Genomic DNA, 24,142 nt, shown 5'->3' with positions numbered 1-24,142 from the left:
CGAATTGAGCGCCTTCCTGGCGATTCGACAGTTCCTGCTCGTCGATCGAGTTGATCTGGTGCCTTCATGTAAGCGCGTGACTGATCGAGGAACGCGGAACTCTCGATGCATAGCGAGCGGGAGGAAGTTTAGAATTCTCCATAAGATATTGAAACCGTTCGAACAAACTTAAGCTAAGGACGAGCGACCCACCACTTCTCCTACCACTGTACGTGCGATTTTCTGGCCCGACATGGCGCAGCTTGCGACCGCTAAGCGCCCCAATATCGGACGTTTGCGAGGCCTATCCAACGTCCCGCAAGCCGTCGTTCGCTCAGGTGGCGGGACCTTGGGCCGATCGGCTGGGTGCTTGAAAAGCAGCCGCGTCGATTCCGAGCGCTTAAGAAGGTCCGTATACTTGTTTCTAAGCCAGCTCTTGGATCTCGCGCTGAACGCGATAACCTGTTGGCAATGTCGTCCCACCTGGAATCTTCTCTGCGTCTTCTTCACACGTCGGATTGGCACATCGGCCAGGAACTGCATGGTCATGACCGTCAGGAGGAGCATGACGCCTTCCTCGCATGGCTGATCGAACAGCTAGGCGAGTTGGCGGCCGACGCGCTGGTCGTGACCGGCGACATCTTCGACGTCGCGAACCCTCCCGTCTCCGCGACCGCCCGCTTCTACGCGTTCCTGCGCGACGCCTTGGCCCGCTATCCCCGGCTGCAGGTCGTCATCGTCGGTGGCAACCACGATTCAGCCGCGCGGATAAACCTGCCCTCTTCGCTCCTCGGTCGGGGACGGGTCCGCCTGGTGGGTCAGCTTCCTCGATGCGACGGCGCGCTGGACATGGACGAGCTCCTCGTCCCGCTCGTCGATCGTGATGGCCAGCCGGCGGCGCTGCTTGCCGCGATCCCCTATTGCCGACCTGGGGATCTGGGACGTGGCAACCTCGCGTCGCTCTACGCGGAGGTGACGACCGCGGCCGCCGGGATCGCGGACGGGGTGCCGATCGTGCTCACGGGGCATCTTCACGTGTCCGGCGGCGACGTGTCGATAGAATCCGAGCGCCGGATCGTCGTCGGCGGCGAGGAGGCGGAGGCTGCCAGCCTGTTCGATGCGCGCGCGACCTACGTGGCGCTGGGCCACCTCCACCGGCCCCAGACGATCGCCGGCGATACCCTGATCCGGTATGCGGGTTCGCCGCTGCCGCTCTCGATCGCAGAGCGGGACTACCGGCATTCGATCTCGGTCGTCGACCTCGGCCGAGATGGCCCCGACCTGACGGTGATCGAGATCCCCCGGCTGGCACCGTTCGTGTCGTTTCCGCCTGCGGGCGCGCAATCGTTGGAGGAGGTCGAGCTCGCGCTGGCGGCCTTCGATTTCGGCGAACCGGCATCACCGGGACAGCGGCCGTTCGTCGAGGTCGCCGTGCTGCTCGACCGGCCGCAGGCGGGCGTCACCGCGCGCGTCCACGCGGCGCTCGAGGGTAAGCCGATCCGGCTTACGCGCATACGGTCGGTCTATCCCGAGGCCCGCACGCGCGAGGGCCTATCGGGTCGCGGCGAGGCGCTAGACGCGCTCGAGCCGGATGCGGTGTTCTCGTCGCTGCACGCCGAACGCTACGCCGCCGAGCCTGACCCTACGCTCGCACGGGCATTCGCCGAACTCGTCATCGCGGTCCAGTCGGACACACTGCCATGAGGGTGCTGGCGATTAGGGGTCAGAACCTCACCAGTCTGGCGGGCGACTTCGAGGTCAACTTCGAGGCCGAACCGCTCGCGTCGGCGGGCATCTTCGCGATCACCGGGCCTACCGGCGCCGGCAAGTCGACGCTGCTCGATGCCGTCTGCCTGGCGCTGTTCAACCATGTCCCCCGCCTCGGCTCGGCGGCGCGTGGACAGATCGGCGTTGCAGGCGGCGAGATCCTACAGGCCGACGACGCGCGCGGCCTCCTGCGCCACCGTGCGGGCGAGGGCTTCGCCGAGGTCGACTTCGTAGGGTTGGACGGCGGGCGCTACCGGGCCCGGTGGTACGTAAAGCGTGCGAGACTTCGGCCGGATGGTACGTTGCAGGCGGTCGTGCAGACCTTCACGAACCTGGAGACGGGCGAGGTCTATGGCGGGACCCGAACGGAGACCTTGCAGGCGATCAAGGAAAAGGTCGGGCTGACTGCACAGCAGTTCGGCCGCGCGGTGATGCTGGCGCAGGGCGACTTCAACGCCTTTATCGACGCCGACTCCAACACGCGTGCTGAACTGCTCGAAAAGCTGACCGGCACTGACCTCTACGCGCGTCTCGGCATGGCCGCACGGGCCAAGGCCGAAGTGTTGCGCGGTGCTCTGGCGGATGTCGAGATGCGCATCGGTGCGCAGAACGGTCTCGACGACATCAAGCGCTCGGAGGCCGAGGAGCGGCTTGCCTGCGCGAAGGCTGATCACGACGCCGCGCAAACCGTCCTCACGGCCCGCGAGCGGGATCGGGGATGGCACGCGCGTGCAGGCGAACTGACCGAGCGCGTGAGGTTAGCCGAACTCTCCCGCGACGCGGCGGACCGGAGCCGTGCGGAGGCTGAGCCCCGCCGCGTCCGCCTCGCCGCCCGTAGGCTTGCGCACTCGGTCGTCCCGGCCTGGCAGGGGCTTAACGAGGCCGAAGCGAAGGTCGCGTCGACGGTGCTTCGGAACGAGACGCTCAGGAAGGATGGCGAGACGGCCGACGGCTGCGTCATCACCGCCGCCGCTGCCGAGGCGCTGGCCGTCGAGACCCTCACGCTGGCGGCTCGAGAGCTCGAGCGGGCGCGTCCCGACCTCGAGGCGGCTCGCGCCCTGGACGCACGGCTGGTGGAATTGGACGGGACGCTCGAAATGCTGGGCAACGCCCGCCTTGCTGCCGCCGGCGAGGCCGAGGCGAGCGCCGCCGCCCGCGCTGTCGCCGTCGTGACGCTTCACGAATTGACCGAGGAGCGGACGGGCCTGTCAGCCTGGCTAGACGGCAACCGGGCTCGCGAAAGGGTCTCGGCTCGGCGCGACGACCTCGCCGCGGATCTCGCCGAGCACGCGGAGGTTGCGACCGGCGTGGCCGAGATGCAGGCCGCTCTCGACGGCTTGGCAACGAGGCGGGCCGCGGCACACACCTACTTGTCAGACGCGGTGACGACCGTGGGAGAGGCGCGCCGCGCCCTCGAGTCCGCCGAGCGTGAATGCGAGACTGCCCGCGGTGCCGTGCCAACGTCTGAAGCCGCTGCATCCTGCGAGCTCGAGCGTGACCGGCTTGTCGCCATCGAGCCGTGTTTGCTCGCGTTCGAGCGCTCCGACAGTGACGCCGCACGGCTTGATGGGTCGATGGCGACCGATCGCGCCGAGGTGGAGCGGCTCGCACGCCAGGTAGCCGCAGCCGAGGCGCACCGCATCGAGACCGACGCTGCGCTGCCAACGCTCGTTGCTCGTCATGAGGAGGCGTTGCGGGCCGGCGCGCTCTCGGCAGCCGCGTCTGGCGATGCGGCCGCGCAGCTCCGCGTCGCCTTGGTGCCCGGCGAACCTTGCCCTGTCTGCGGCGGCACCGACCATGCCGTGGCCACATTGGCCGGCCTGCTCGACGGCCGCGCCGCCGCCGACGCGGAGCGCGTGGCCGACCTGGCCGCGGAGATTGCGACGCTCGAACGGGAGCGCGCAGTTCTCTCGGATCGCATCCAGCAGGACCGCGAGCGTAGTGACGCGGCATCAGTGCGCATCGACAGGGGCGCGACCGGTCTCGCCCAGGCCATCGAGCGCCGTGAAGGTGCGTCAATTGCGTTGGCGGCGGTCCTGGAACCCGTCGGCCTTCAGGCAGGCGATGCGGCAGCAATCCGGGCGGAGGTCGCGGCCCGGCTGCAGCGGGTCGACGGCGAGCGCCGTCGGACGTCGGCCGCGCGAGATGCCGAACGACTGGCCGCGTCGGCTTTGGAAGCGGCCCGGTCCGCGTTCACCAAGGCGATCGACATCGAGCGCGCGGCAGATCAGGCCGTCCGGAACTTGGATTCCGAGCGCGCGCTCGCCGTTGAACGGATGAACGTGGCGACGCGACGCCGTGACACCCTCGTCGCGGAGCTCGACGCCGCCCTCGGCATTCACTTCGACTGGCGGGAGGAGCGCTCGGCCGTCACGGCGCTGGACCAGCTCGTTGAGGAATGGGGGTCGCGGTCGCAGAGGATGGCCGGGATCGACGCTGACCTGCCGGGCCTGACCAAGGTCGCCAACGACGCGGAGGTAGAGCACGGGAGGAACACGTCGCGGCTTGAGGGGGCCACCGGTGCCGAGACGTCGTGCCGTGAAGAGCGGGACCGGCTGGCTGCTGACCGGGCGACACTGCTTGATGGGCAGGCGGCCGCCGATGTCGCGAACCGGTTGGGAACAGCCGTCGAGGTGGCCAGGTCAATCCGCGAGGCGACGCGCCTCGCTTCGACCGATGCGCGTTCGGCGGCGGTAGCCGCCAAGGCGAGGCACGAGCAGGCCGTGGCATCGCTCGAGATCGAGCGGGTGCACGCGGCCACGCGCCGGGCAATGCTGGAACGCGAGCTCACGTCAAAAGCGGTGGACGTCGAGGTAGTCGCCGAGGTGGCGGCCACCGGCGAAGCGGCGCTCGAGGCTGAGGCGCGAGCGCTGGCCGAGGTCGACCGGGCGGTCGTGGTCGCCGAGACGGAACTGCGCTCGCGTGTCGGGGACCGGGATGCGCATCAGGCTACGGATGCGCCGGCCTTGTCGGTCGAGGAGATGGAAGCCGCTCTGCTCGAAGCCACCGCCGCTGAGGCAGCGGCTCGCACGACGCTGAGCGAGGCGGAGATGGTCATCCGCCAGGACGACCGAGCGCGCGAGGCGACGGCGGCGCTACGCGCGACGCTCGAACAGGAGCGAACCGCGGCGCAACCCTGGTTCCAGCTGGACGTGCTGATCGGCGACGCGACGGGCAACAAGTTCCGGCGCTACGCGCAGGGCCTGACGCTCGAGCGGCTGCTGCTCCACGCGAACGCGCGCCTCGGCGAGCTCAAGCCGCGCTATTCCCTCGAGCGCGCGCCGGGCGGCGAGATGATCGTGCAGGTCGTCGACCACGACATGGCCGGTGAGGTCCGCGGTCTGACGAACCTGTCGGGCGGAGAGCGATTCCTTGTCAGCCTCGCGTTGGCGCTCGGGCTTTCCGAGATGTCGACCGGTCAGGGGCTGCGGGTCGAAAGCCTCTTCATCGACGAGGGGTTCGGCGCCCTCGACAGCGCCAGTCTCGGCCAAGCCATTGGCGTGCTCGAGCAGCTCCACGCGACGGGGCGGCGGGTCGGCGTGATCAGCCACATCGAGGATGTGAAGGAGCGCATCGCGGTCAAGATCGTGGTTTCGCCAGCGTCGAACGGCATAAGCGCGATCGAGGTGCAGGGCTGATATGGAACGGCACGCCAACCGTACCCCAGCCAGCGATGCAGCGGATACGCACCCGCCCGAGAAGCGCGAAGGGGATGAAAGTTGAGGCTGAGCAGACTCGTCATCAAGAACCTGCGCGCGATCCAGTCGCTGGACGTCCCCATCACCGAGGCGGCGACCGTCGTCATCGGAGAGAACAACACAGGTAAATCGACGCTCATCCACGGCATACGGCTCTGTCTCGACGTTACGCTGTCCTCGGCCTTCCGCGCGTTGAGCAAGGAGGACGTGCACTGCACGGTCGATCAGACTAAGCCGTTCCAGGTGCTCGTCGCAGTCGAGTTCACCGGTTTCGAGGGCAACGAGAACGAGGAGGCCCTACTGCATGGGACGCAGATCGGTCCCGATCGTGCCCGGCTCTTCTACCGGTTCCGACCGAAGCGCCTCATCCGCGAGGCCATCGCGGCGGACGAGCTGGATCGGGCGCTGACACTCGACGACTTCGGCTGGGAACTGTTTGGCGGTGGCAATCCGGTCATTGACATCGCCACTGTCGATTGGTCCCACGAGAACGCTGATCTCGGCGCGACATCCGTTGGCCTGCAGATCCTGCAGTCCTACCTGGTCGTCTTCTTGCCCGCATTACGGGATGTCGAGGCCGACCTGCAGCAGTTCCGTCGCTCGCCGCTGATGAAGCTGATCGAGGCGAGCGAGGTGGAGCCGACCGAGCAGGCGGCGATCGTGGATGCCGTAAAGGCAGTGAACGCGCAGATCGAGGCCTCGCCCTCGATCAAGGACTTGGCGAGTTCGGTGGACAACGCTCTTAAAGATATCACCGGTCCGGCATTCTTTCTTGACGTCGGCCTTGGGCTGTCCGCCCCGACGTTCGCCTCGATCATGCGGAACCTGATCGTCCTGTTGTCGGGGGCGCTCGCGCAGAACGTCGAACCCCGCCGAAATGGCCTCGGGCTAAACAACATCCTTTTCATCGCGATGCTGATCGAGCAGTTCAGGAAACGCGCCGCGGGGGGCGATGCCGCCGGCGAGCTCATCTTGATCGAGGAACCGGAGGCGCACCTGCACCCCCAGCTCCAGGCGACCCTTATGGACGCGATGCGGCAGCTCCCGTTCCAGGTGATCGCCACGACCCACAGCACCCAGGTAACCGCCGGCGCGCCGCTCTCATCGTTCACCGTGCTCTCGCAGCAGCCGAGCGGCATCGCGGTCGCCGCCGTCCCCGGGCGGGCGACCGGCCTTACCCCCAACGACCGCCAGGACCTCGAACGATACCTCGATGCGACGAAGTCAAACCTGCTGTTCGCGCGGCGCGTGATGCTGGTCGAGGGGCCGGCTGAGCTCCTTCTCATCCCACCATTGGTGAAGCGGGTGATGGGCGTTGACCTGGAGCGCGAGGGTATCTCGGTCGTGTCGATACACGGCACTCATTTCGGTCCGTTCGCGCGGATGTTCGCAGCCGACTGCATGCCGAAGCGGTGCGCGATCGTCGCCGATGCCGACCGTGCTCCGGGTACCACTGAACCCGAGGACGACGTCCCTCCGCCGGAAGACCTTGCGGCACTCCAGAACGACTTCGTCCGTGCTTTCGTGGGTGCAACGACCTTCGAGCGGGAGATCACGCTGGACGGCAATGCCGCCATGCTGGCCGCCGCAGCCGCCGACGTCGGTGCTCCGAGGATCAAGGCCAACCTGGAGACCGCGGTGACATTCGGCGTCAACGAGGAACTGAAGAGGAAGGTGCTCAGAACCGCGATCAGGTTCGGTAAAGCCCGATTCGCCCAGGCGGCCGCACGGCATGTCGATCAGGCTACCCGACTGCCGCCTTACATCGAGCAGGCGGTGAACTGGCTACGGCTATGGTGAGCCTGCTCACGGATGAGCAGCGCGATGCCGTCGTTTGGACCGGTAACCTGCTGCTCACCGCCTGCCCCGGCAGCGGCAAGACCCGCACGCTGATCGCGAAGCTGGTCGCCGAGATCGAGGAGGTGCGAGGGTCGCCGAAGTCGATCTGCTGCATCACTTACACTAACACGGCCGTGCAGGAGATTGAGCAGCGCGCGGGCGAACAGCTGCAGGCGGGTGACGAGGCCCACATTCATGTCTCCACGATCCACTCGTTCTGTCTGCACTCGATCCTGAGACCGTTTGCCTGGCTGCGGCCCGAACTTGGGGGCGCGCGTAAGGTCCTGACGCGGGACAATTCCGATTTCGAGCCCATTTGCGAGCATGCGGCCGCACAGGTGAACTTCCATCACCTCCAACAGTCGGACTTGGAGGCTTTCGAGAGCCTGAGCGTCGACGCGACCGGGAACATTATCGGAATGGCGGCGAGGAACGAGGCCGTTTGTCGCGCGGCACCGCACTTCTGGGATCGCTGCGCCAAGCTCGGCTACATCGATTTCGGCCAGATCGTCCACGGCGCCTTTTTGCTTCTGCGCGACTACCCTCAGATCGCGCGCTCGCTGTGCGCCCGCCACCCTTGGTTTCTCGTCGATGAGTTCCAGGACACGACCGAACTGCAGGTCGAGATTCTCAAGCTGTTACACGCGACGAGGCGGTCCAAGTTCTTCGCCGTGGGCGACCTCTCGCAGTCGATCTACGGTTTCACCGGCGCCAGACCCGAACTCGTGGCGCCATTTGGCGTGCACATTGGCGCACGCACGGACCTGAGCCTTTCTCTCAATTTCCGTTCGAGTCAGCGGATCGTGGCCCATGGGGAACGACTGCTGCCGCGCGTACCACCGATGACCGCCGCCGGCCCAGCTCGCCACTGCCCGCTGGAGCCAGTGCTTGTCGCGGGTGGCACGGCCTTCGAGGCGGTTACGGAACAGTTTCTTCCGACGCTGGAGGCGAGCGGGATACCGCTTGGGGAATCCGTCATCCTCGCCAAGGACTGGTATTCGCTGATCGCACTCGCCAAGCTCTTGCGGGACTTTGGCACCCCGATCGTTGGCCCGGGCGCGCGCCCTTACAAGCGGTCTCGACTCTTCGCCCAACTGGCGGAGCAGCTCTGCGGCGCCATCGTGGAGCCATCACCCGACACGACGAGGCAGCTCGAGCGCGCCCTCTTCCACACGGTTCAGGACGCAAGTGGCGAGACCCGTCTTGAACTGTTCGGGTTCGAGGGTCGGCGGGTCCTGGTGAGACTACAGCGGGAAGCAGTCAGCCTCGCCAAGGCCTGCCATGGCGCATTGGGATGGCTGGACGCCATGTCGCAGGCCACGGGTGATATCCTGCGGCAGGCGGGATACGTCGATGCACAGCAGTCCGGTCTGTTCTATGCCTCCGTCCAGGAGATGAAGGCCGACATGGTCCGGCAGAAAGTGGACGTCGCCAACCTTTCCATCGAGCATCTGGGACTCTTCGCCAGCCCTACAAAGGCACTTCGCCTTTCCACGATACATGGCGCCAAGGGGCGCGAATATGCAGCGGTCTGCATTATCGGAATGCGCACGGGATCGTTCCCGTATTACAACACCACCGACATCGCGGCGGAGAAGCGGCAGTTTTACGTCGCTATCACTCGAGCCGAACGCCTCCTGATGTATGTCGCCGAGCGCGACCGATGGAACAACCCGCCGAGTCCGTTTCTCGGACAGGCTGGCATCAATATCATAAACTGAGCGGGATCGTCGTGGCTCGCTGCTCGGGATTGCACTGACTAGGCGGCATGAACGAACTGATTTTGGGCGGGGGCGATTGGGCAACGAGTGACCGCGTGAGGGTCTTGGCGGCACCGCCAGTCTTTTGTTCGAGCGTCCGCTTTGCATTCCGCTTCGACCGAAACCTGCCTGACCGCTAGCGGCCCAATTCCGGCCATTCAGATGAAGAAGGCCGCGAGGTGCGCTAATGCGCCGGCTTCTGTCTGTCCGGTCCAGTTCCGAGAACCGGAGAAGCAGACGTTCGGGCTGAGTTTAACCCTAACTGCACCGCCGACGCCTGCGATGTTCGAGCACAGCATCGGCTCGCCCGGTGGGCGACCTTCATTCAAGTCGAGCAGCTAGATGTCCAACCTCGCCATGCCGACCTTGCCGATCAATTCACTCCACCATCATGGGCGGTGATGGATAGACACAGGCTTTGCGATGTATGCTGGGCGCCATAGGGCCCAAAGACGTCTGGCTAGGACTGCTCCTCACCGCTCACGGCTTGGCCCGGAGGCGGTGGAGGCGGAGGGAAGAAGCCCATACGACCGTCATTTGGATCGCCGGTGAAGAGATGCGTCGTGATCGACGGAATCAGCGCACCCGGCGGATCGCTATTCTCCAGAATGATGAATTGCGCTCGATCGGCGAGGCTGGCGAGGTGGCGATAAAAGCCCTCGTGCAAAGGCGTCGCGGCAAGTGCCTTTTCATCGGCGGCCAACTCGCCATAACGCGGCACTTTGATCGGCTCGCGATAGGTTAGAAGCGGTGTGTCGAGGATCAGGATGCCGGGATGAGGAAGGCCCCTATCCTGGCAAAAGAGCAATGTGGCGACCTTGAACGCCGAATGCAGGACGGCTCGGACGCCCTTGCCATTGGCGCGGCGCTCCTTGCCATCCAGCCAGATATCCTGGCTCTGCGAATCGAATGAGACGGTCGGTTCGCCTGGAAAGCCCCAGGCTTTCAGGACTTCGGCCACCTTCACCGAAAATTCGTGGCCCGTCGGTCCATCAATGCCCATCGTCAGATTGAGCTTGGCCGGCGCCGGCGCGCTTGAGATCTGGGAGAGTTGGACCGCGAGGCGGTCGCGATCTTCGTATAATTTCAGATTTTCGCGGACCTCATCGCGCTTTTCCAACCGCTCCTGATAACTCGATCGCAGATGGGCTTCTTCGGGCCTGAGGGCTGCCAGCAAACGGTCGGCCGCGGCGATCCGTCGGGCGACACGCTGGAGGCCGTCTGCGTGGCGAATGCCATCCTGTTCGAGCAGCTTGATGGTGCTGGTCAAATCCTGACGTTCGCGATCGATGCGGGCAACTTCGGCGCGCGCCGTGGCTTTGGCGCGCTCGACGTCGCGCTTGCCATCATGATGATGATGCGCCGCTTCCGCGCCGCAGAGTGGGCAAGGTCGGTCGAGGCGGGCTAGGAGCAGATGCCCCCCTTGTTCGAGCGCATCGAGCCGTTCGACGTCGGATTCGTAAATTTCCATCAGCCGCGCGAAGCGCGCCAGGGTGAGTTCAACCTCTCGTGCTTGCGCCGAGGTCTTGTCGCGCTGATCGATCGCCAGCCTGCGTTCGCGGGTGGCGGCGTCTATGCGCTGTTGGCGCAGGGCTAGGTCGCTCTGGACTGTGTTCAGGCTTGCCTCAAGCTGCTTGGACTGATCGGTCAGCTGTTCGCGATCCTTGCCGACCGCATCGATCTGCTTGTCGATATCGGCGATCCACTGCTCGATCAGCTCCTTCTGACCGGCTTGGCGGGCTTTGCGGATCTTCGACGGGATCACGGGGACGACGGCGGAATCGTCACGTCCGGTCAGCACCAGCCGGAAGGCATTCTTCTCATAGGTGGCGCTATCGCGCTGCCCGGACAGGATGGGGCTACGCTGCTCGATGATCGCGCTTTCATCGACGAAGATGAAGGGGTCGAAATTGCGCAGCGTGAAATTATTCTGCTCGCCATTCTCATTCCGGACGATCTTGCGACCGTCGATATTGAGATGAGCGAGGATTAGATAGGACAGGGTGTCGGTCCGGTTCGCGACATGTTCGGCAACCAGGATTTGGGAGGTCGCGTCGTCGGGTACCTCGCTATGCAGGCCGTCATAGAGCCGAAACGCGCCGCCCTTAATTGCGCGGTACAGGGTCTTTGCGCCGGAGCTGGCGAGCTCGAGACCAAGGAGCGCGGCCTCATAGCCGTCCATATGCTCGTTGGCGCTCGGCGGGGTCGAGCTGCCGAGCATAAATTTCAGGGCCGCGAGCGTGAACGACTTGCCGGTGTTGGAGGCGCCATAAACGACGTTCACGCCATCGTCGAAGCGGAGCATCGCCACCGGCCGGCCCTCGCCAACAAAGGCAAGATGGCGCAGGATGATCCGCCCGTTCATGCCGAAGGCTCGTGCAAAGTTTCAGCACCTTGAAATTCAAGGGTCCAACGGCCCAGACGGTCATGGACGATCGACCGGACTACATCTTCGGCCAGATCCTTGAAGCGGCCTGCCAGCCATTGGGCGCGCAGTTTCAGGGCGCGCGCATATGGGGTTTCGAGCAGGTCGACGAAGGAGGGCGATTCGTCACCGGCGGCATAGCGAACGCCGTCATCCCCTTCGATGACTGTGACGAGATCCGCATGGAGGAGAAGCTGGATGCCCTGGTCGACGAGATGGCGGCGGACCAGCAGTTCGCCGCCGCGCGATGGTAGATCGGGATGGAGGCTGTCCGGTCCCTCGATATCAGCGGTATGGACGACCAGATGATCGAACCAGGTCAGCTCGCTCATCGAACAAGTTCGGGGATGCAACGCGTCAAGCACGACCAGTGTACGCAGACCGGTTTCGAGCGGGCTGTTGAAGAGCAGTACGTCCTCGCTGAGCGGTGCCGCTGTCATTTCAACCATGGGAGCTTTCCGTCATTGGCGAAATGATGGCACACGCCCTGTTTGACGGGCACCCGGGCATAACGCTGCAAAACCCCTGACACCTCGACATTCTTGGCTTCGATCATAACTGCCGCGATCTTGGCCATCGTGTCTGCATGGTTGAGGCCATGCGTATCATAGACGCCGTGGAAGATGTCCTTCTCAAAGGTGGCGAGCACGGCCGGCTCGGTGCTGTCTCGGTAGTAGCGCTTGAACGCTGCGGCATCGAAGAAGCGGTCGCGCTGGACACGAAAATGCTTGCCGAACTCGCCATGCTCCAAGGCCTCCTCGCCGCTCGCGAAGTCCGGCGCACCGCGTTCCTTATAGGCAGCGAAGAGCTGCGCCACATAAGCGGCCTCCTCGGCCTGCATCTGGTCGGGTGCTTCACCGACCGGCGCGTCGCCGGGATCGGCTGAGAACCAGCTGACGAGGACGGGCTTCATCGCCTCGGTGCGCACCAGCTTGCCGGCTTCCAGGAGCGAGACCTTCTCGAAGGCGAAGGCGTCAATGATCTGGCGGATCGAGGGCGACAAAGGATGATGTTCATTCTCGACCAGATGCGCGGCGCACCATGTGTCCCACTGTTCGATGAGCCTGGGCGCAATCGTGCTCGGGGTCGCGATGAGAGCCCGGACCGTGCGGACCGCGCCGCGCGGTGCGACGAAGATGAAATGATCGGGCGGCGGGAAATGGCCAGCGGCGCTGTGGAAGAAAATCTTGGCGAGCTCGCGGAGCATGGCAGGTTCGCCGAGTGGATTGCGCAGCTGCTTGCACTGATAATTATCCCAGGTGCCATCGAACCGCGCGGTGCTGTGATAGCCGACGACGTCGCGGCCCATGTCGCCCGGACCGGAGAAGCGGTCGCTGTCGGGATAGCGCGACCGCATCGACGCGACCCAATCGTCGATCAGGCGTTCTAGATCGTCATCGTCGAGCGCATAGATCTGCGCTGCGTAATTGATCACGCGTGCCCCCCGGTCACCCCTCTTCTGGACCGCGCATAGCAGCACGGACGCGCCGAGGGGAGAGGGATGCGCGCCGGTGAGGACGGAATTCGCGACCTGTTCGGATCGCTGCAATCCTCTTAGCGCGGCGAACGCGCGACGCTTTCGGGATCGCCAGCAAGCAAGTCAAATGACCGCTGTTGAGGCGAAAAGCGACACGCTTCAGCGTCCAAGCCCGCGTCCTCTTCCGAAGTCGATCCCGTGATTGAACGCCAACTCCGCTCCTAGCCGGCGGCCGGTGTCGATCGTAATTCCGAGCTGCGCTTTGCGGGCTGAGAGGATCGACTCCATCTGCGGGTCTCGTTCGAGGCTCTTCGCCATGCCCGCCATCTCGTTCCGGATCGCCTCTTGGACCGTGACGTCGCCAGCCACATAGGCGCGCTGGGACTGCTTCTGCAGCTTATCCCAGCGCGCGACAAACTGGTCGGCACGTTTGGCTGGATCGGCCCGCATCTCGGCTTCCAAAGCCATCGCCCGGATCGCCCTTTTCGGCCGCCCGTTCGCCGCTTCATCGATCGTCGTGCGATCGGCATTGAACACGCTCTGCAGGTCGCGCTTAACCCCAGGACGTAGCCCCTCCATTTCAGCAACAGCCTTGTCGAGTGCGGCACGCTGATGTGGAAGTTCCGCAGAGCCTTCGGTTCGGACGCGCAGAATATCGGCTGCCGAACGGGCCACGCGCACCACTGCTCGCTCGAACGGAGACAGTTCCGGCACATCCGGCGTGACGCGAAGCTTCAGGCCAGCAAAGCGGTTATGCCCCGGCTGCGGCACCTGCGCCCGCTCGGGCGCCGGATAATCCGCGGCCATGTCCTTCCCGCGTTCCCGTGACAGCGCCCTGGTCAGAGCTTGCCGATCTGCGAAATCATCGCGGCCATAATGGAGATCAACGCTGTCGCGGTGACGAGACAACGCGACATAGGCAGCGTGCCGGTCGAGCCCTGGTGTGGCCAGCACATGCACACGTTCGACCGTCACACCCTGTGCCTTGTGAACCGTTGCGGCATAGCCGTGATCGAGGTTCGCATAGTCCTTCACATCAAACGCGATCGAGCGCCCGTCGTCCAGCAGCACTGCCATGCGTGCCTGGGTGACTGACTGCACTTGCCCGAGCGAGCCGTTCTTCACGCCAAGACTGCGTTCGTTACGCAGGAACATGATCCGGTCGCCAGGCGCAAACTCGCGTACCCCTCGCTCGGTCATGATCATCGCGTCCACGCCCAGCTCGCCGCCAGCGCGCAGCCGATCGCGCGCGCCGAGATTGAGTTCGCGCACCTCGTCATTCGTGTGGGTGAGGATGAGCCGCGAAGCACTTGGCTTGGCGTGACGATCGCGGTCCCAGCGCTCAATCAGGTCAGCGCGTGCATCCGCGCGCGTCTCGGCATCATGGATGCGGTCGTGTCTGCTATAGGCGCTGAGCGCTTCCGCGGTCCGCTCCGTTGCCAGATAGCGTGTGGCATCGCGCTGCCAATCCTCGCGCTGGCGGCGAATCTCGGTGATCTCGATACTCCCATGCCGCTCCGCGGTCGCGCGAAAAGCCGCGCCAGCCTCGATCGCCTGGAGTTGTTCGGGATCGCCGACCAGCACGACCTTGGCGCCACGCTTTTCGGCTTCGGTAAGAACGCGCTCCATCTGGCGCGTGCCGATCATCCCGGCCTCGTCGATCACCAGCACATCGCGGTTGGTCAGTAATTCACGGCCATCGGCCCATTGATGCTCCATGCTGGCGATAGTGCGTGAGGCTATGCCTGAGCCGCTTTCCAGGTTCTCGGCGGCAATGCCGGACAGCGCTACGCCGTGGACAGAATAGCCGGCGCTCTCCCACGCTTCACGCGCGACGCCGAGCATCGCCGATTTGCCAGTACCGGCATAGCCAACCACTACGCCCAGCCCCCGGCCCTTTGTCACGTGGTCGAAGGCACTGCGCTGCTCGCTCGATAGGAGCAGTCCGCGCATCTCCGCGCGCGCCAGCGCGAGCTTGCGATGCTGCTCGTCCATGCCGTGCCGCCGGCTCACTTCCAGTCGGACGGTGGCGCGCTCGAGCCGCTTCTCAACCTCGATCATGTCGCGGCTGGTGAAACGGTCCGGACCCCGCCCATCCTTGCCGAGCGTGACCAATTCCGGCGACGCGCGGACCGCAGCCATCACGCGGTCGAACTGGTCCTTCCCCTCGCTATGCCGGTGCACGAACATCGCCAGGTCGCGTGTGGTGAAGGTCGCCTGGGTGCGGGTGATCGCTTCGAGCGCCAGCGCCGGATTCGCCAGCAGCTTCTCGCCATTGGCGCGGGCAATGGCATGGTGCTCTTCCAGCCGTTCGGAAGCGAGCCCCTGTTCCGCCATCCGGGCAGCGGCCGGGCCGATCTTGTGCTGGGGCTCAAGGTCGATGCCCTGCGCGTCTAGGGAGCGGTGGTCTACGCGTGCATCGATGTCGAGTTCAGCCAGCCGCGCGTTGACGTGCTCGGCCCAGCGCTCGCGCCATTTCTCCAGAAGATCGGTGCGGTTCCAGTCGCGGTTCTTCTTGCCGAAGCCGTTCTCGTCGACGTCACGCAGAGTGAGCATCACATGCGCGTGCGGCTTGGGCTCGCCATCGGCGCCGATATCCCAGTGCACATTGAGATCAGCGGTCATTCCCCGCGCGACGAACTCCTGTTCTACGAAGTCGCGCGCCAATCGGATGCCTTCGGCCTGGTCCAGCTCACGCGGGATAGCGAACTCCACCTCCCGCGATAGCTGCGCGTCCTTGCGCAGCTCGGCCGCCTCGACCGCATTCCAGAGCTTCTCGCGATCGGCGAGATGTTCGGGCGCGCCATCCGGCAGCAGCACTTCGGAATGGGCGACGCCCGACTTGTTCGAGAAGTCGTGGTGGCGATCGAGCCGCTCGTCATGGAGGCGGGAGGCGGAGCGATAGGCAGCGGAGGCCAACGCCGACGATCCGTTGGCGCGGGAGATAATCTTGGCGGAGAAATGGTAGATCGCCATGGCGGCAATCCACTTACACTACACGAGCAACGTCGGCACGACGTATAAGCGCGCCCTCCAAAGAATTCATCTTTGTCGGGATTGCGTAATCCCATGAAGTTTCAGGGCGTTGTCGCTGATCGATAACAGCGATAACTGGTCGATCCTCATTACGCAAATGAGGATTGAGCGATGCGCAAACCCCGTGACTACGACTCCGAGCTAAAGGCTCTCAACGACAAGGCTCGGCGGCTTCGCGAGCAGAAGCTCCGCCAGCTGGGCGAGCTCTTGATCGCCAGTGGCGCAGACGCGCTGCCGATCGAGCAACTGGCCGGCGCGTTGCTGAGCGTAGCTGACACCAAGGATGCTGCGACGAAGGAGGGCTGGCGCAAGCGCGGCGCGGCCTTCTTTCAGCGCGCAGCCGCACCTCGTAGCGGCGCTGACGGCAATCGACAGCGCGTCGCGGCGGGTGACGGCGGCGCGCTATCGCCTACAGGCTAGGACCGCGCGTGACGACAAGCGAGCTTGGGTCGTGAAACGCCGCGAGCGCACGCGCCGTCTGATCGAGCTTGGCGGCCTGGTGGTGAAAGCGGAACTGGTCGAACTGACCGACGATGATCGGGCGGTACTGTTCGGCATCATGATCGAGGCCGCCGCGACGCTGCGCAGCGAAGGCCGTGATGAAGCTCTGGCGCTCTGGCAACGGCGCGGGAGGCGAGCGTTCGCACTTGCCGCGACAGGCGATACGTCGTCATAGCACAGCATGAGCGAAACACTTCAGGCGAGAGTTGCCGCCATCATTGCTCGGACACCGGACTGGATTCGACAGGAATTGCAGTCGAAGGAAGCTGGCACGCGCGAACGCGCCGAGGAAGCGCTCGCGGCGATGATCGCGGCCGCACTCGACGAAAGCAGTAGCAGCTAGGCCATAGACTCATAAAAGCAGACTGTCGGCTATCGCCCCCAATTGCGGACATTGGCAAACAGGCAGCTTCACTGTAGCGAGCTACCATGATCGACCGCTGGACGGACGCATTCTTCTGGCCTGCGCTTTCCGGTTCTTGGATTGGCGCGATCGTGCTGGTCCTAGCATGCTGTTTCCAGCATCGATCGGTCCCACAATCGCTCCAGTGACGGGGGCGTTGCTCGCATTAGCGGGAGCGATGTTCGTCGTCGCGCTGCTCGATACGCCAACCCGAAGAGCGATCGAGAAATTTAATAGTTCGACAGCGAAGAGTTTGAAGAAAAGCGGCTTATTTGAGCACCTTTTTTCATCGGCCTACGGCGACCACCGGCTTCTCATCGTAAACCGTCTGGTTTGGATCTTGTTCGCGGCGGCTGTATTGATGGGGCGGCCGGATTTAGCTCTGATGGGCTTTGGTAGCTTCGCTACTTCAGGACTTATGCTGATGCTCGGTCTGAAGCGACGCTATCCGTCGCGAACGACCGGCAGCTAAACGCCCCAAAGGCCGTCGTTCATCCATCCCAGCAGCTTGCCCGGAAACGGCAGTTCGTTCATCTTACTCCGATGAACCGCAGATCACTCAATGTTATGGCCCTATCAATGGCTCTCTTATTCTTAGCGGATTGCAGTGCGCCGGCAGTTTCGCAAGACACTACCCTTGTGAAGGCCGACCAAACTCAGACAGCTTTCTTCGATCGGCCGGTAGCGCTTGCTGCTGCACGAGCCTCCACAACTCCATACCCATTGATCGTTATGTTGACGTCCGATCCGTGGCTGATGGTGATCGGTTCTGATTCGCCGACATTTGCGCTCTACAGCGATGGGACCGTAATATTTCGAACTAAAGACGGTTTAGGATCGACCAAGCTGGATCAGGCCCAACAAGCCGATTTGTTGCGGGCCTTTGAAAATCCTGAGTTAGCGGCGCTCGCCGGCGGCTATCGTGCAGCGAGTGCCACCGATCAGCCAGATAACCGATTACTCGTCTACGGTAACAACAAGCCGTTTTACATTTCGGTTTATGGGTCGCTGGCCGATAAGTCGGTGCGGGAGAAATTGCCGAAGGCTATAACAGGCGCCTTCGATAAGCTCCGAAACTTCCAAGCTTCAAACGCACGGGCGTGGTCGCCGGATAGCGTTGAAGTCATGGTCTGGCCCTACGAATATGCCCCCGCCCGATCCATCGTCTGGCCGCGGCGTTGGCCGCACCTTACAGACGCTACCACTCGCAAACGCGGCGATTCATATAGCATCTTTGTACCGTCGGCCGAGCTACCTGCGTTGAAGGCGTTCCTTGCCAGCAGACCGGAAAAGGCCGCCGTCGTAATCGACGGCAAGAAATTTGCAGCCAGCGTCCGCTTGCCGTTCCCGGATGAATCGCTGTGGATGGCTCCGGTGACACCGTAGCGCTCCCTGCGTCCAAGAGACGACGGCATTGCCCTAATACGAGCTGACAGCGGCGCGTCCACTTCCCGCCCAGTTGTGGACGTTCAAATTCCCCCGTTCGCTATGTGGCCACGATCGAAGACCGAATGGCGAGCATCCTTCGCAGGATGGGCCGCGACCATGATCACCTTCTGCATGTTTGGTTTGTGGCCAGCTATTGCCGTATCGATGCTGGGGACGTTCAGCCTCATCGTTTGGTCGCATGCTCGCCGGCGGCGAGGCAGCTAACGCCCAAATTCGGCCGTCGGGCGGCTATGGCTCGCTGCCCGATAGCAGACACGGCGACGGTGCGGTAAGACGGTCGAATGGGAACGCTGATGCTCGAACATCGAACCGTCGAATATCAATGGGCGAGCGATGTCGCCTTCGAAGGCATACGCATGGAAGTTTTGTCAGAGGAAGGGGACATGTTGTTCGACGTCAGCGTGCCCGATGATGGACCGACAACGGTCAACACTTTCGGCTGGGAGGTCGCCGCCGACCTTATCAAAGCCGCGCTGGAGGTGGCGGAACGGCGGCCATAGCCGCCTTCCGCCGCAAAGCGATCGTCGCTTAGCAACGCGTCCTTATACTCAATCTAAAGTCGTCTGGCGGCAGACGACTCAGTTGCGGACGCCTGGTGGCCTGATAGTCTGGGCTATTCATCGCGCCGGAGCATGCCTTGATATTCGTGCCCGTTATCCTCGCAATGACTGCGATCCTGGCACTAGCTGCCGTCCGGGAAAGCTTGCGGTCGGGAAAATCACAGCCTGTCAGTTTTCTTCGTGAACGGGCCGGCAAGCCAGCTATCCTCCGAAGCGAAGCACCATGGCGGTTCTGGAATCACTTGGCGCCATGGCTATGCCTCGCGCCGATTTGCGCGGCGCTATGTGTGTTCTCCACGATTGCCGCCACGACCTATCCGACCTGTAGCGAGGTCGTAAGAGAGCAATGTGTCGTGCGCTGAGCTGTCCGCTCCTCGTCCGAGATCCCGTGAGCCGGCGGACATTGACGGTTTTTTGCGACCATTCCGCGGTGGGGGGCATCGGATGACCGAGAGAAACAGCCAAGGAAGGGAAATTTGGTTCCACCGCGTGATGTGGAGCTACGTTCCCGCTCATTGGAAGGGATTCGTCTATCCGGGTGTGGTCGCTGCGGCCACCGTACCTCTATGCATTCTCGCCGATCGGTACGACTCGGTCCTTTCGTTCATTCCGTTGCTCTCTGGCTGGGCGATCGTAATGTGGCTCTGCTCACGACATTCGCCCTAACGACGTTAGACCTGCTTCCCACCCATTCGCCGCCGTTCCGGTTCAAATTTGACCGCCCAGGAGCGGCCCAGCCGCTAACGCCCCGATAGCGGGCGTTGCTCTTACCTACCGTTCGAGCATACTTGGCGCGTGAGCAGAACGACACTTTTGCGCGCGTTGCGTTAGCTGCAATCTTCCTTGGTCTGCCGCTCTATTGGTGGGCTTTCCCGCCTAGGCTTCCGATCGGAACAGCCAACGGCATCTTTACCAGCGTGTGCTGCGGCTCCATGAACCTGCGAGACGGCGTGCTGAACTTCGGAAACGGCCAGGAAGTCGCCTATGTAGTCGAGCACGATAAGGTCAGCCCCTACTTGCTTCCGAACGGCTATGTCGGCGCGTCCGATCGCGGCTTGATCTTCAACCGGGATGGCAATCCCTTGAAGCTCCGCCTTTGGGGCGAACCGCGTCCAAATCGGATTGAGGTGATCAACGGCGTGACCGGCGAAACAACCGCGTTTGATCGGCGCGACGGCAGCTAACCACCCATTCTCAGCCGTTCGCCGCCGGGGGCGCCGATCTGAAAGCGGCTAGGCAGCTAACGACCCCATTGCGGACATTCCGACTGCATGAAACATTCCCGGAATGCGCTGGCCTTATCCTCCCATTCCGCCCCTCGCACGCGACCTTCCCAAGACTTTCGGAGAGGGCGAACCAGTTTTCGACGAACGCGTAAAAAGGCGATTCCCTCTCGGCTCAAGCGAACGCGAGATGGTAGACCAGTTGCGACGCCAAGGGTTCGCAGTTGATCGGGTCGCATACGAGGACGGATGGCGGGGCGCGACCATCAAGCGCGGCATCATAATACAGACGCTATGGTCAGTTCGGTGGCGTGCGACTGCCAATCAGATTGACGAGATCATCGGGGTTTACGGGGCGACAGCTCCATAGGTCGATGTCGGCTCCCACCCAATCTCGGACATTCGGCCCTCGCGCCGATAGCTGCCGTTTATGGGTTCAAACCTAGGCCGCCGCGCTACTCTCCAGCGCGGTGATGTGCTCTTCGCAGATTACCAGAACCGCCTGCCCTAACGCTTCGACGCGCTCGCCGAGCCAAGTTAGCTCCTCGGCGCTGATGCGATAATGCTTCGAATAGCGCGCCTTCACATAGGCCTCTTTGAGCTTCTCGAAACGCGAGCGATCCGGCTTGGTGTCGCGAGGCCATGCATCGATCAGGCGGGGATCGATCCGTTCGGCCTGGGTGCGGAGGAAGCCGAGATTGTGGGTGTGCGGGGTGTAGAAAGTGCAGACCAGCAAGACGCCGTGATAGAGACGTTCCGCAGTCTGGTGGAGGTCGAACGCCGCGTCCTTGAGGAAGCCCCTCGAAAGATCAAAATTCGCAATCTCGAAGCGCTTCATTGCGCTCGGGTACCACTCCTCGAAATACTCCCGCGCCATCGCCAGCGCCTGCTCGGGCGTCTTCGGCTTGGGCTCATGAAACTCGTTGTCCTCGCTCTGGTAGACCGCGATCCCGTCCCGCGCGACGTCCATGAAAAAGTAGCGGCCATGCGCGAGCCCGTCGTTCACCTCGTGCATGGTGTGCACGATGAAATTGACCGGCGTGCGCAGCGTCTTGGTGATCGCCAGTTCGCGGTTGAGCCGGTCCTCGGCCTTTACCCAATACTCGACCCGGTCGGTCAGCTTCTCATTGTTGACGATCACCAGCAGATCGAAGTCGGACTGATAGCCCTTGGCAGTGTGCGGCTCATCGACCCAGCCGCCGCGCGCATAGCTGCCATAGAGGATGACCTTGAGGATGCGCGCGTTCTTCTTCCACTCCGAATTCGCAATGGCGGTCGCGTCGGCAAACTCCTCGAAGAGGATCTGGACGACGCGTTCCAGTTCGCGCTGCTTGGCCGGCGGGAGATGATCAAGGTCGGTACGCATGTGCGGCGATCCTATCCGAGCGTGACAGAAAAGAACAACCGCGCGGGTTGCCCCGCGCGGCAGTTGTCGGTCACCAGAAGCGCCACCACCGGCGGCGCGGTGTGCGATCCATGTCGCGGGTGATCGCGAACAGTGCCTGTGCCAGCCGTCGTTCGACTTCGCGAACTGTGAGGCCGGTGCGCTCGGCGAGCTGCTCGTAGTCCAGGTCTTCGTACCGCACCGCGCAGAACACGGCATGCTGATCGCGCGGCAGCCTGCGGATTGCTCGACGGAGCCGCCGCAACGTGCGGGGATCGGGGGTGTCGATCATGACAAGTCTCCCTCAGCCAAGGAAGCTGGCGGCCTTGCGACCGCCAGCATCGATCACGCGGCTGCACGCAGCGGCAGCGGTTCGGGGGTGATGACGAGGCCCGCCATCTTCTCGGCCCGGGCGACGGTCGGCACGCCCCCACGCGCGATGTAGGCGGCAGGCGGAAAGGCCATCCATTTCGGCACCCAGCCCTCGACCTTGGCGCGTCCGTTCGCGCCGGTCAGGCAGTCGCGCACGATCCCGCGCCTTACCTTGGCCGTAGCGGCCTCGTTGGCGCTCGCGACGGCATCGCCTGCCACATCGGCCAGCACGCAGCCGATCACCTCGCGGTCGCGGATCATATCGAGCAAGGCGTCGTCGGCCTGCCAGACCTTTGCCATGTCGGTGCCCAGCAGTGGCCCCAGCACTTCGATCAGCGCGCTCCCAGCCTCCAGCGTCTCGCCCATGATGATCGCCGCTACGTCGAGCAGCGCCGGATCGGGAAGCTGCAACAGCCGGACGAACAGCCCGGCGACGCCGTGCTCGTCTTCATAGCCGCGCGTCACGGTCGGGGTTTCGGGATCGAAGCCGAGCAGCGCCAGCACCGCCCGCCGCTTCTCGTCGAACCGCGCTTCCGACGCGCAATTCTCGACGCTCTCGGCAATCGCATCGTTCGCCGCGCGCTGGTCCTCGATCCGGACGTTCCACAATGAGGAGCCGACAATGGCATGCGCCACCAGCAACCGCAGCGCGACCGAAGGCTGGCCGATCAGGTCGGACCGCACGGCGGCATGCCGGTGCAGATCGACATAGTTCTGGATCGGCGCGCTGACCTCGGGCCGAACCGGCTTATCGTCCTGGCTGCCCTCACCCCGCTCGCGCCGCCGCGCTTCCTTCACCGAGATATAGCCTTCATGGACGGTCACCTCGCCGCGCGCGCTGACCGCGAGGAACACCTTGCCGCCCTTGCGCTTGGGGCAGCGCCCATGCTCCCAGCTGTGGAACGTTTCGCCGGTCGGGAGGATCACCACCTCGGACCACCCGGCCTCGCGATAGCCCTTGGCCTTGGCCTCGATGGCAGGCGTCTGCGCTACCCAGAAGCTGGCTGTATCAGCGAAGAAGCGCTCCTCGCCGAACAGGTCGGACACCAATTCGCCGGGATAGTCGGCCAGATCGAACAGCGCCGCGCCCACCGGCACCGACGCGCCGCCAAACAGCCACGCCTTGAGCGAATGCCCGGTCGGGCAATGCACGTCAGGATCGTCGAACAGCCCCAGCCAGTCGCGCTGCCGTGCCTTGGACGCGAGGGTCAGGTGCCGCACCGTCGCCGCGTCGATATCGCCCTTGCGATACAGCCCCCGGATGCGCGGCAGCAGGTTGCCCAACGCCAGCGTCCGCTTCACCTGCAACTCGGTCAGCCCGAAGGTGAGCGCGATATCCTCGGGCGAACGGCCCTCGCGCACTAGCCGCGTGAAGCTCTCCCAAAGCGTCACCTCGTCCGGATCGAGCCGCGCGACATTCTCGATCAGCGAGGCTTCCAGCGCCGCCGCATCGTCGCCCGGTGCCATGATCGCACAGGGAAGGGGCTCGGCCTCGCCGCTCTCCTCCGCGACCGTCAGCGCCGCATTATAGCGCCGCTTGCCCGCCACGATCTCGAAGCGCTCGGCTTCTCCGGTCGGCCGTACGATCAGCGGCACCAGCACGCCCCGCGCACGGATCGACGGCAGGATGTGCGACAGGTCGGCTTTGCCCTTGGCCCGCATGTTCACTGCGGAGATGCAGAGCTTGGCGACATCGATATGCTTGAGTTCCATCTGTCCTACTCCTCTTCAAACACCGCACCGGCCCCGGAAAAGGGGGGTGGGCGGCAAGGAGCAGGCCGGCAGTCCCGCTTGAGCGGCGGGCTGCACCCGCAGGGCTGCAACGCAGTGGAAGACCCGGCAACGCCGGGTTGCGGCACGCCGCGGCGGGACTAGAGGCAGCGACGCCCACCCCCCTTGGCCGCGGCCGGCAGGCGACGCCGGCGCACCAGCGCCGTCCGCAGATCTTGAGCGCGCAGCGCCTGGCGCCGGAGGCGCCCCTCAAAGCAGCTCTCTCGAATCCGGGCGGCCGTCGCGGCGGCGTGCGCGCGCGCCCGTGCGCCAGCCGCCGCCGTGCCTTCCGTCCGGATCGAGCGTGCCACGCGGAAAACAAGAGGCGCCGCGGACCCTGGCGGCTTCGCAGAAGCCAGCCAGAGAACGCCCATCAGACACCGCGTTCCGCTGAACGGCATCGCGTTTACACGTCAGCGATCGCAACCCGAATGGGCCGAGACGCGCAGCGACTCGGGGCCGCGATTTCGTGGCGTAGAGCGCGGCCACGCGCAGCGTG

The 24,142-nt window shown here is 64.1% G+C and carries 18 protein-coding genes; 11 read left to right on the top strand and 7 right to left on the bottom strand.

The window, feature by feature from the left end; genetic code table 11:
- Positions 1 to 450 precede the first annotated feature (450 nt).
- From AC1RPL_RS17035 to AC1RPL_RS17020, 4 genes are all read left to right on the top strand, one after another.
- Positions 451 to 1,683: an exonuclease SbcCD subunit D C-terminal domain-containing protein gene (locus AC1RPL_RS17035; RefSeq protein WP_493070895.1), complete on the top strand. Its 1,233-nt coding sequence runs from the start codon at positions 451 to 453 to the stop codon at positions 1,681 to 1,683.
- Positions 1,680 to 5,384 (top strand): AAA family ATPase, encoded by a 3,705-nt coding sequence (locus tag AC1RPL_RS17030; protein WP_493070893.1) that lies wholly within the window; start codon positions 1,680 to 1,682, stop codon positions 5,382 to 5,384. The genes AC1RPL_RS17035 and AC1RPL_RS17030 overlap by 4 nt, the downstream gene beginning before the upstream one ends.
- Positions 5,385 to 5,465: 81 nt before the next feature.
- Complete coding sequence (locus AC1RPL_RS17025) at positions 5,466 to 7,244, top strand: ATP-dependent nuclease (RefSeq protein ID WP_493070891.1); 1,779 nt, start codon at positions 5,466 to 5,468, stop codon at positions 7,242 to 7,244.
- Positions 7,241 to 9,004 carry a UvrD-helicase domain-containing protein gene (locus tag AC1RPL_RS17020; RefSeq protein ID WP_493070889.1) on the top strand — a complete coding sequence of 588 codons (1,764 nt, stop codon included), beginning with the start codon at positions 7,241 to 7,243 and terminating at the stop codon, positions 9,002 to 9,004. Before AC1RPL_RS17025 ends, AC1RPL_RS17020 begins: the two co-directional genes overlap by 4 nt.
- A gap of 499 nt (positions 9,005 to 9,503) precedes the next feature.
- Here AC1RPL_RS17020 and AC1RPL_RS17015 read toward each other — a convergent pair whose 3' ends face one another.
- The 4 genes from AC1RPL_RS17015 to traA form a co-directional block, all read right to left on the bottom strand.
- Complete coding sequence (locus AC1RPL_RS17015) at positions 9,504 to 11,408, bottom strand: AAA family ATPase (RefSeq protein ID WP_493070887.1); 1,905 nt, start codon at positions 11,406 to 11,408, stop codon at positions 9,504 to 9,506.
- Positions 11,405 to 11,917 carry an ABC-three component system middle component 2 gene (locus AC1RPL_RS17010; protein ID WP_493070885.1) on the bottom strand — a complete coding sequence of 171 codons (513 nt, stop codon included), beginning with the start codon at positions 11,915 to 11,917 and terminating at the stop codon, positions 11,405 to 11,407. The genes AC1RPL_RS17015 and AC1RPL_RS17010 overlap by 4 nt, the downstream gene beginning before the upstream one ends.
- Positions 11,905 to 12,903 carry an ABC-three component system protein gene (locus AC1RPL_RS17005; protein ID WP_493070884.1) on the bottom strand — a complete coding sequence of 333 codons (999 nt, stop codon included), beginning with the start codon at positions 12,901 to 12,903 and terminating at the stop codon, positions 11,905 to 11,907. Before AC1RPL_RS17005 ends, AC1RPL_RS17010 begins: the two co-directional genes overlap by 13 nt.
- A gap of 201 nt (positions 12,904 to 13,104) precedes the next feature.
- Positions 13,105 to 15,921 carry a Ti-type conjugative transfer relaxase TraA gene (gene traA / locus AC1RPL_RS17000; RefSeq protein ID WP_493070883.1) on the bottom strand — a complete coding sequence of 939 codons (2,817 nt, stop codon included), beginning with the start codon at positions 15,919 to 15,921 and terminating at the stop codon, positions 13,105 to 13,107.
- A gap of 171 nt (positions 15,922 to 16,092) precedes the next feature.
- Here traA and AC1RPL_RS16995 point away from each other — a divergent pair, with 171 nt between their 5' ends.
- The 7 genes from AC1RPL_RS16995 to AC1RPL_RS16965 all read left to right on the top strand — a co-directional run bounded on the left by AC1RPL_RS16995 (position 16,093) and on the right by AC1RPL_RS16965 (position 20,078).
- Positions 16,093 to 16,401, top strand: coding sequence for a conjugal transfer protein TraD (locus AC1RPL_RS16995; protein WP_493070881.1), 309 nt, complete (start codon positions 16,093 to 16,095; stop codon positions 16,399 to 16,401).
- A gap of 31 nt (positions 16,402 to 16,432) precedes the next feature.
- The gene (locus AC1RPL_RS16990; protein WP_493070879.1) at positions 16,433 to 16,657 is read left to right on the top strand and encodes a conjugal transfer protein TraD; all 225 of its coding nucleotides are present in this window, start codon (positions 16,433 to 16,435) and stop codon (positions 16,655 to 16,657) included.
- 6 nt (positions 16,658 to 16,663) lie between these two features.
- Complete coding sequence (locus tag AC1RPL_RS16985; protein WP_493070877.1) at positions 16,664 to 16,825, top strand: DUF6771 family protein; 162 nt, start codon at positions 16,664 to 16,666, stop codon at positions 16,823 to 16,825.
- Between the two features lie 166 nt (positions 16,826 to 16,991).
- The gene (locus tag AC1RPL_RS16980; RefSeq protein WP_493070875.1) at positions 16,992 to 17,357 is read left to right on the top strand and encodes a hypothetical protein; all 366 of its coding nucleotides are present in this window, start codon (positions 16,992 to 16,994) and stop codon (positions 17,355 to 17,357) included.
- A 251-nt stretch (positions 17,358 to 17,608) separates the two neighbouring features.
- Positions 17,609 to 18,271, top strand: a complete 663-nt coding sequence (locus AC1RPL_RS16975; protein ID WP_493070873.1) for a hypothetical protein — start codon at positions 17,609 to 17,611, stop codon at positions 18,269 to 18,271.
- Between the two features lie 344 nt (positions 18,272 to 18,615).
- A complete protein-coding gene (locus AC1RPL_RS16970; protein WP_493070871.1) occupies positions 18,616 to 18,834 on the top strand; it encodes a hypothetical protein in 219 nt (72 codons plus the stop codon).
- Between the two features lie 848 nt (positions 18,835 to 19,682).
- Positions 19,683 to 20,078 (top strand): hypothetical protein, encoded by a 396-nt coding sequence (locus AC1RPL_RS16965; protein WP_493070869.1) that lies wholly within the window; start codon positions 19,683 to 19,685, stop codon positions 20,076 to 20,078.
- A gap of 481 nt (positions 20,079 to 20,559) precedes the next feature.
- Here the strand turns inward: AC1RPL_RS16965 and AC1RPL_RS16960 are convergent, their stop codons facing one another.
- The 3 genes from AC1RPL_RS16960 to AC1RPL_RS16950 all read right to left on the bottom strand — a co-directional run bounded on the left by AC1RPL_RS16960 (position 20,560) and on the right by AC1RPL_RS16950 (position 23,586).
- Entirely contained in the window at positions 20,560 to 21,483 is a 924-nt protein-coding gene (locus AC1RPL_RS16960; RefSeq protein WP_493070867.1) for a HEPN domain-containing protein, read from the bottom strand.
- Positions 21,484 to 21,553: 70 nt separating this feature from the next.
- Positions 21,554 to 21,793, bottom strand: coding sequence for a sigma factor-like helix-turn-helix DNA-binding protein (locus AC1RPL_RS16955; protein ID WP_493070865.1), 240 nt, complete (start codon positions 21,791 to 21,793; stop codon positions 21,554 to 21,556).
- 53 nt (positions 21,794 to 21,846) lie between these two features.
- The gene (locus tag AC1RPL_RS16950) at positions 21,847 to 23,586 is read right to left on the bottom strand and encodes a ParB/RepB/Spo0J family partition protein (RefSeq protein ID WP_493070863.1); all 1,740 of its coding nucleotides are present in this window, start codon (positions 23,584 to 23,586) and stop codon (positions 21,847 to 21,849) included.
- Between the last annotated feature and the right edge of the window lie 556 nt (positions 23,587 to 24,142).

It is taken from the genome of Sphingomonas sp. GW821-FHT12D09 (genome assembly GCF_058807215.1).
Note: the sequence above shows the minus strand (reverse complement) of the source record. Positions and strands in the feature narration are given on the sequence as shown.

Bases quoted from the DNA above. Each gene is read 5' to 3' on its own strand.
- AC1RPL_RS17030 (WP_493070893.1), top strand. From the start codon at position 1,680: ATGAGGGTGCTGGCGATTAGGGGTCAGAACCTCACCAGTCTGGCGGGC.
- AC1RPL_RS16955 (WP_493070865.1), bottom strand. From the start codon at position 21,793: ATGATCGACACCCCCGATCCCCGCACGTTGCGGCGGCTCCGTCGAGCA.
- AC1RPL_RS16960 (WP_493070867.1), bottom strand. From the start codon at position 21,483: ATGCGTACCGACCTTGATCATCTCCCGCCGGCCAAGCAGCGCGAACTG.
- AC1RPL_RS16950 (WP_493070863.1), bottom strand. From the start codon at position 23,586: ATGGAACTCAAGCATATCGATGTCGCCAAGCTCTGCATCTCCGCAGTG.
- AC1RPL_RS16995 (WP_493070881.1), top strand. From the start codon at position 16,093: ATGCGCAAACCCCGTGACTACGACTCCGAGCTAAAGGCTCTCAACGAC.
- AC1RPL_RS16980 (WP_493070875.1), top strand. From the start codon at position 16,992: ATGCTGTTTCCAGCATCGATCGGTCCCACAATCGCTCCAGTGACGGGG.
- AC1RPL_RS16970 (WP_493070871.1), top strand. From the start codon at position 18,616: ATGGGAACGCTGATGCTCGAACATCGAACCGTCGAATATCAATGGGCG.
- traA (WP_493070883.1), bottom strand. From the start codon at position 15,921: ATGGCGATCTACCATTTCTCCGCCAAGATTATCTCCCGCGCCAACGGA.
- AC1RPL_RS17015 (WP_493070887.1), bottom strand. From the start codon at position 11,408: ATGAACGGGCGGATCATCCTGCGCCATCTTGCCTTTGTTGGCGAGGGC.
- AC1RPL_RS16985 (WP_493070877.1), top strand. From the start codon at position 16,664: ATGAGCGAAACACTTCAGGCGAGAGTTGCCGCCATCATTGCTCGGACA.
- AC1RPL_RS17035 (WP_493070895.1), top strand. From the start codon at position 451: ATGTCGTCCCACCTGGAATCTTCTCTGCGTCTTCTTCACACGTCGGAT.
- AC1RPL_RS17010 (WP_493070885.1), bottom strand. From the start codon at position 11,917: ATGGTTGAAATGACAGCGGCACCGCTCAGCGAGGACGTACTGCTCTTC.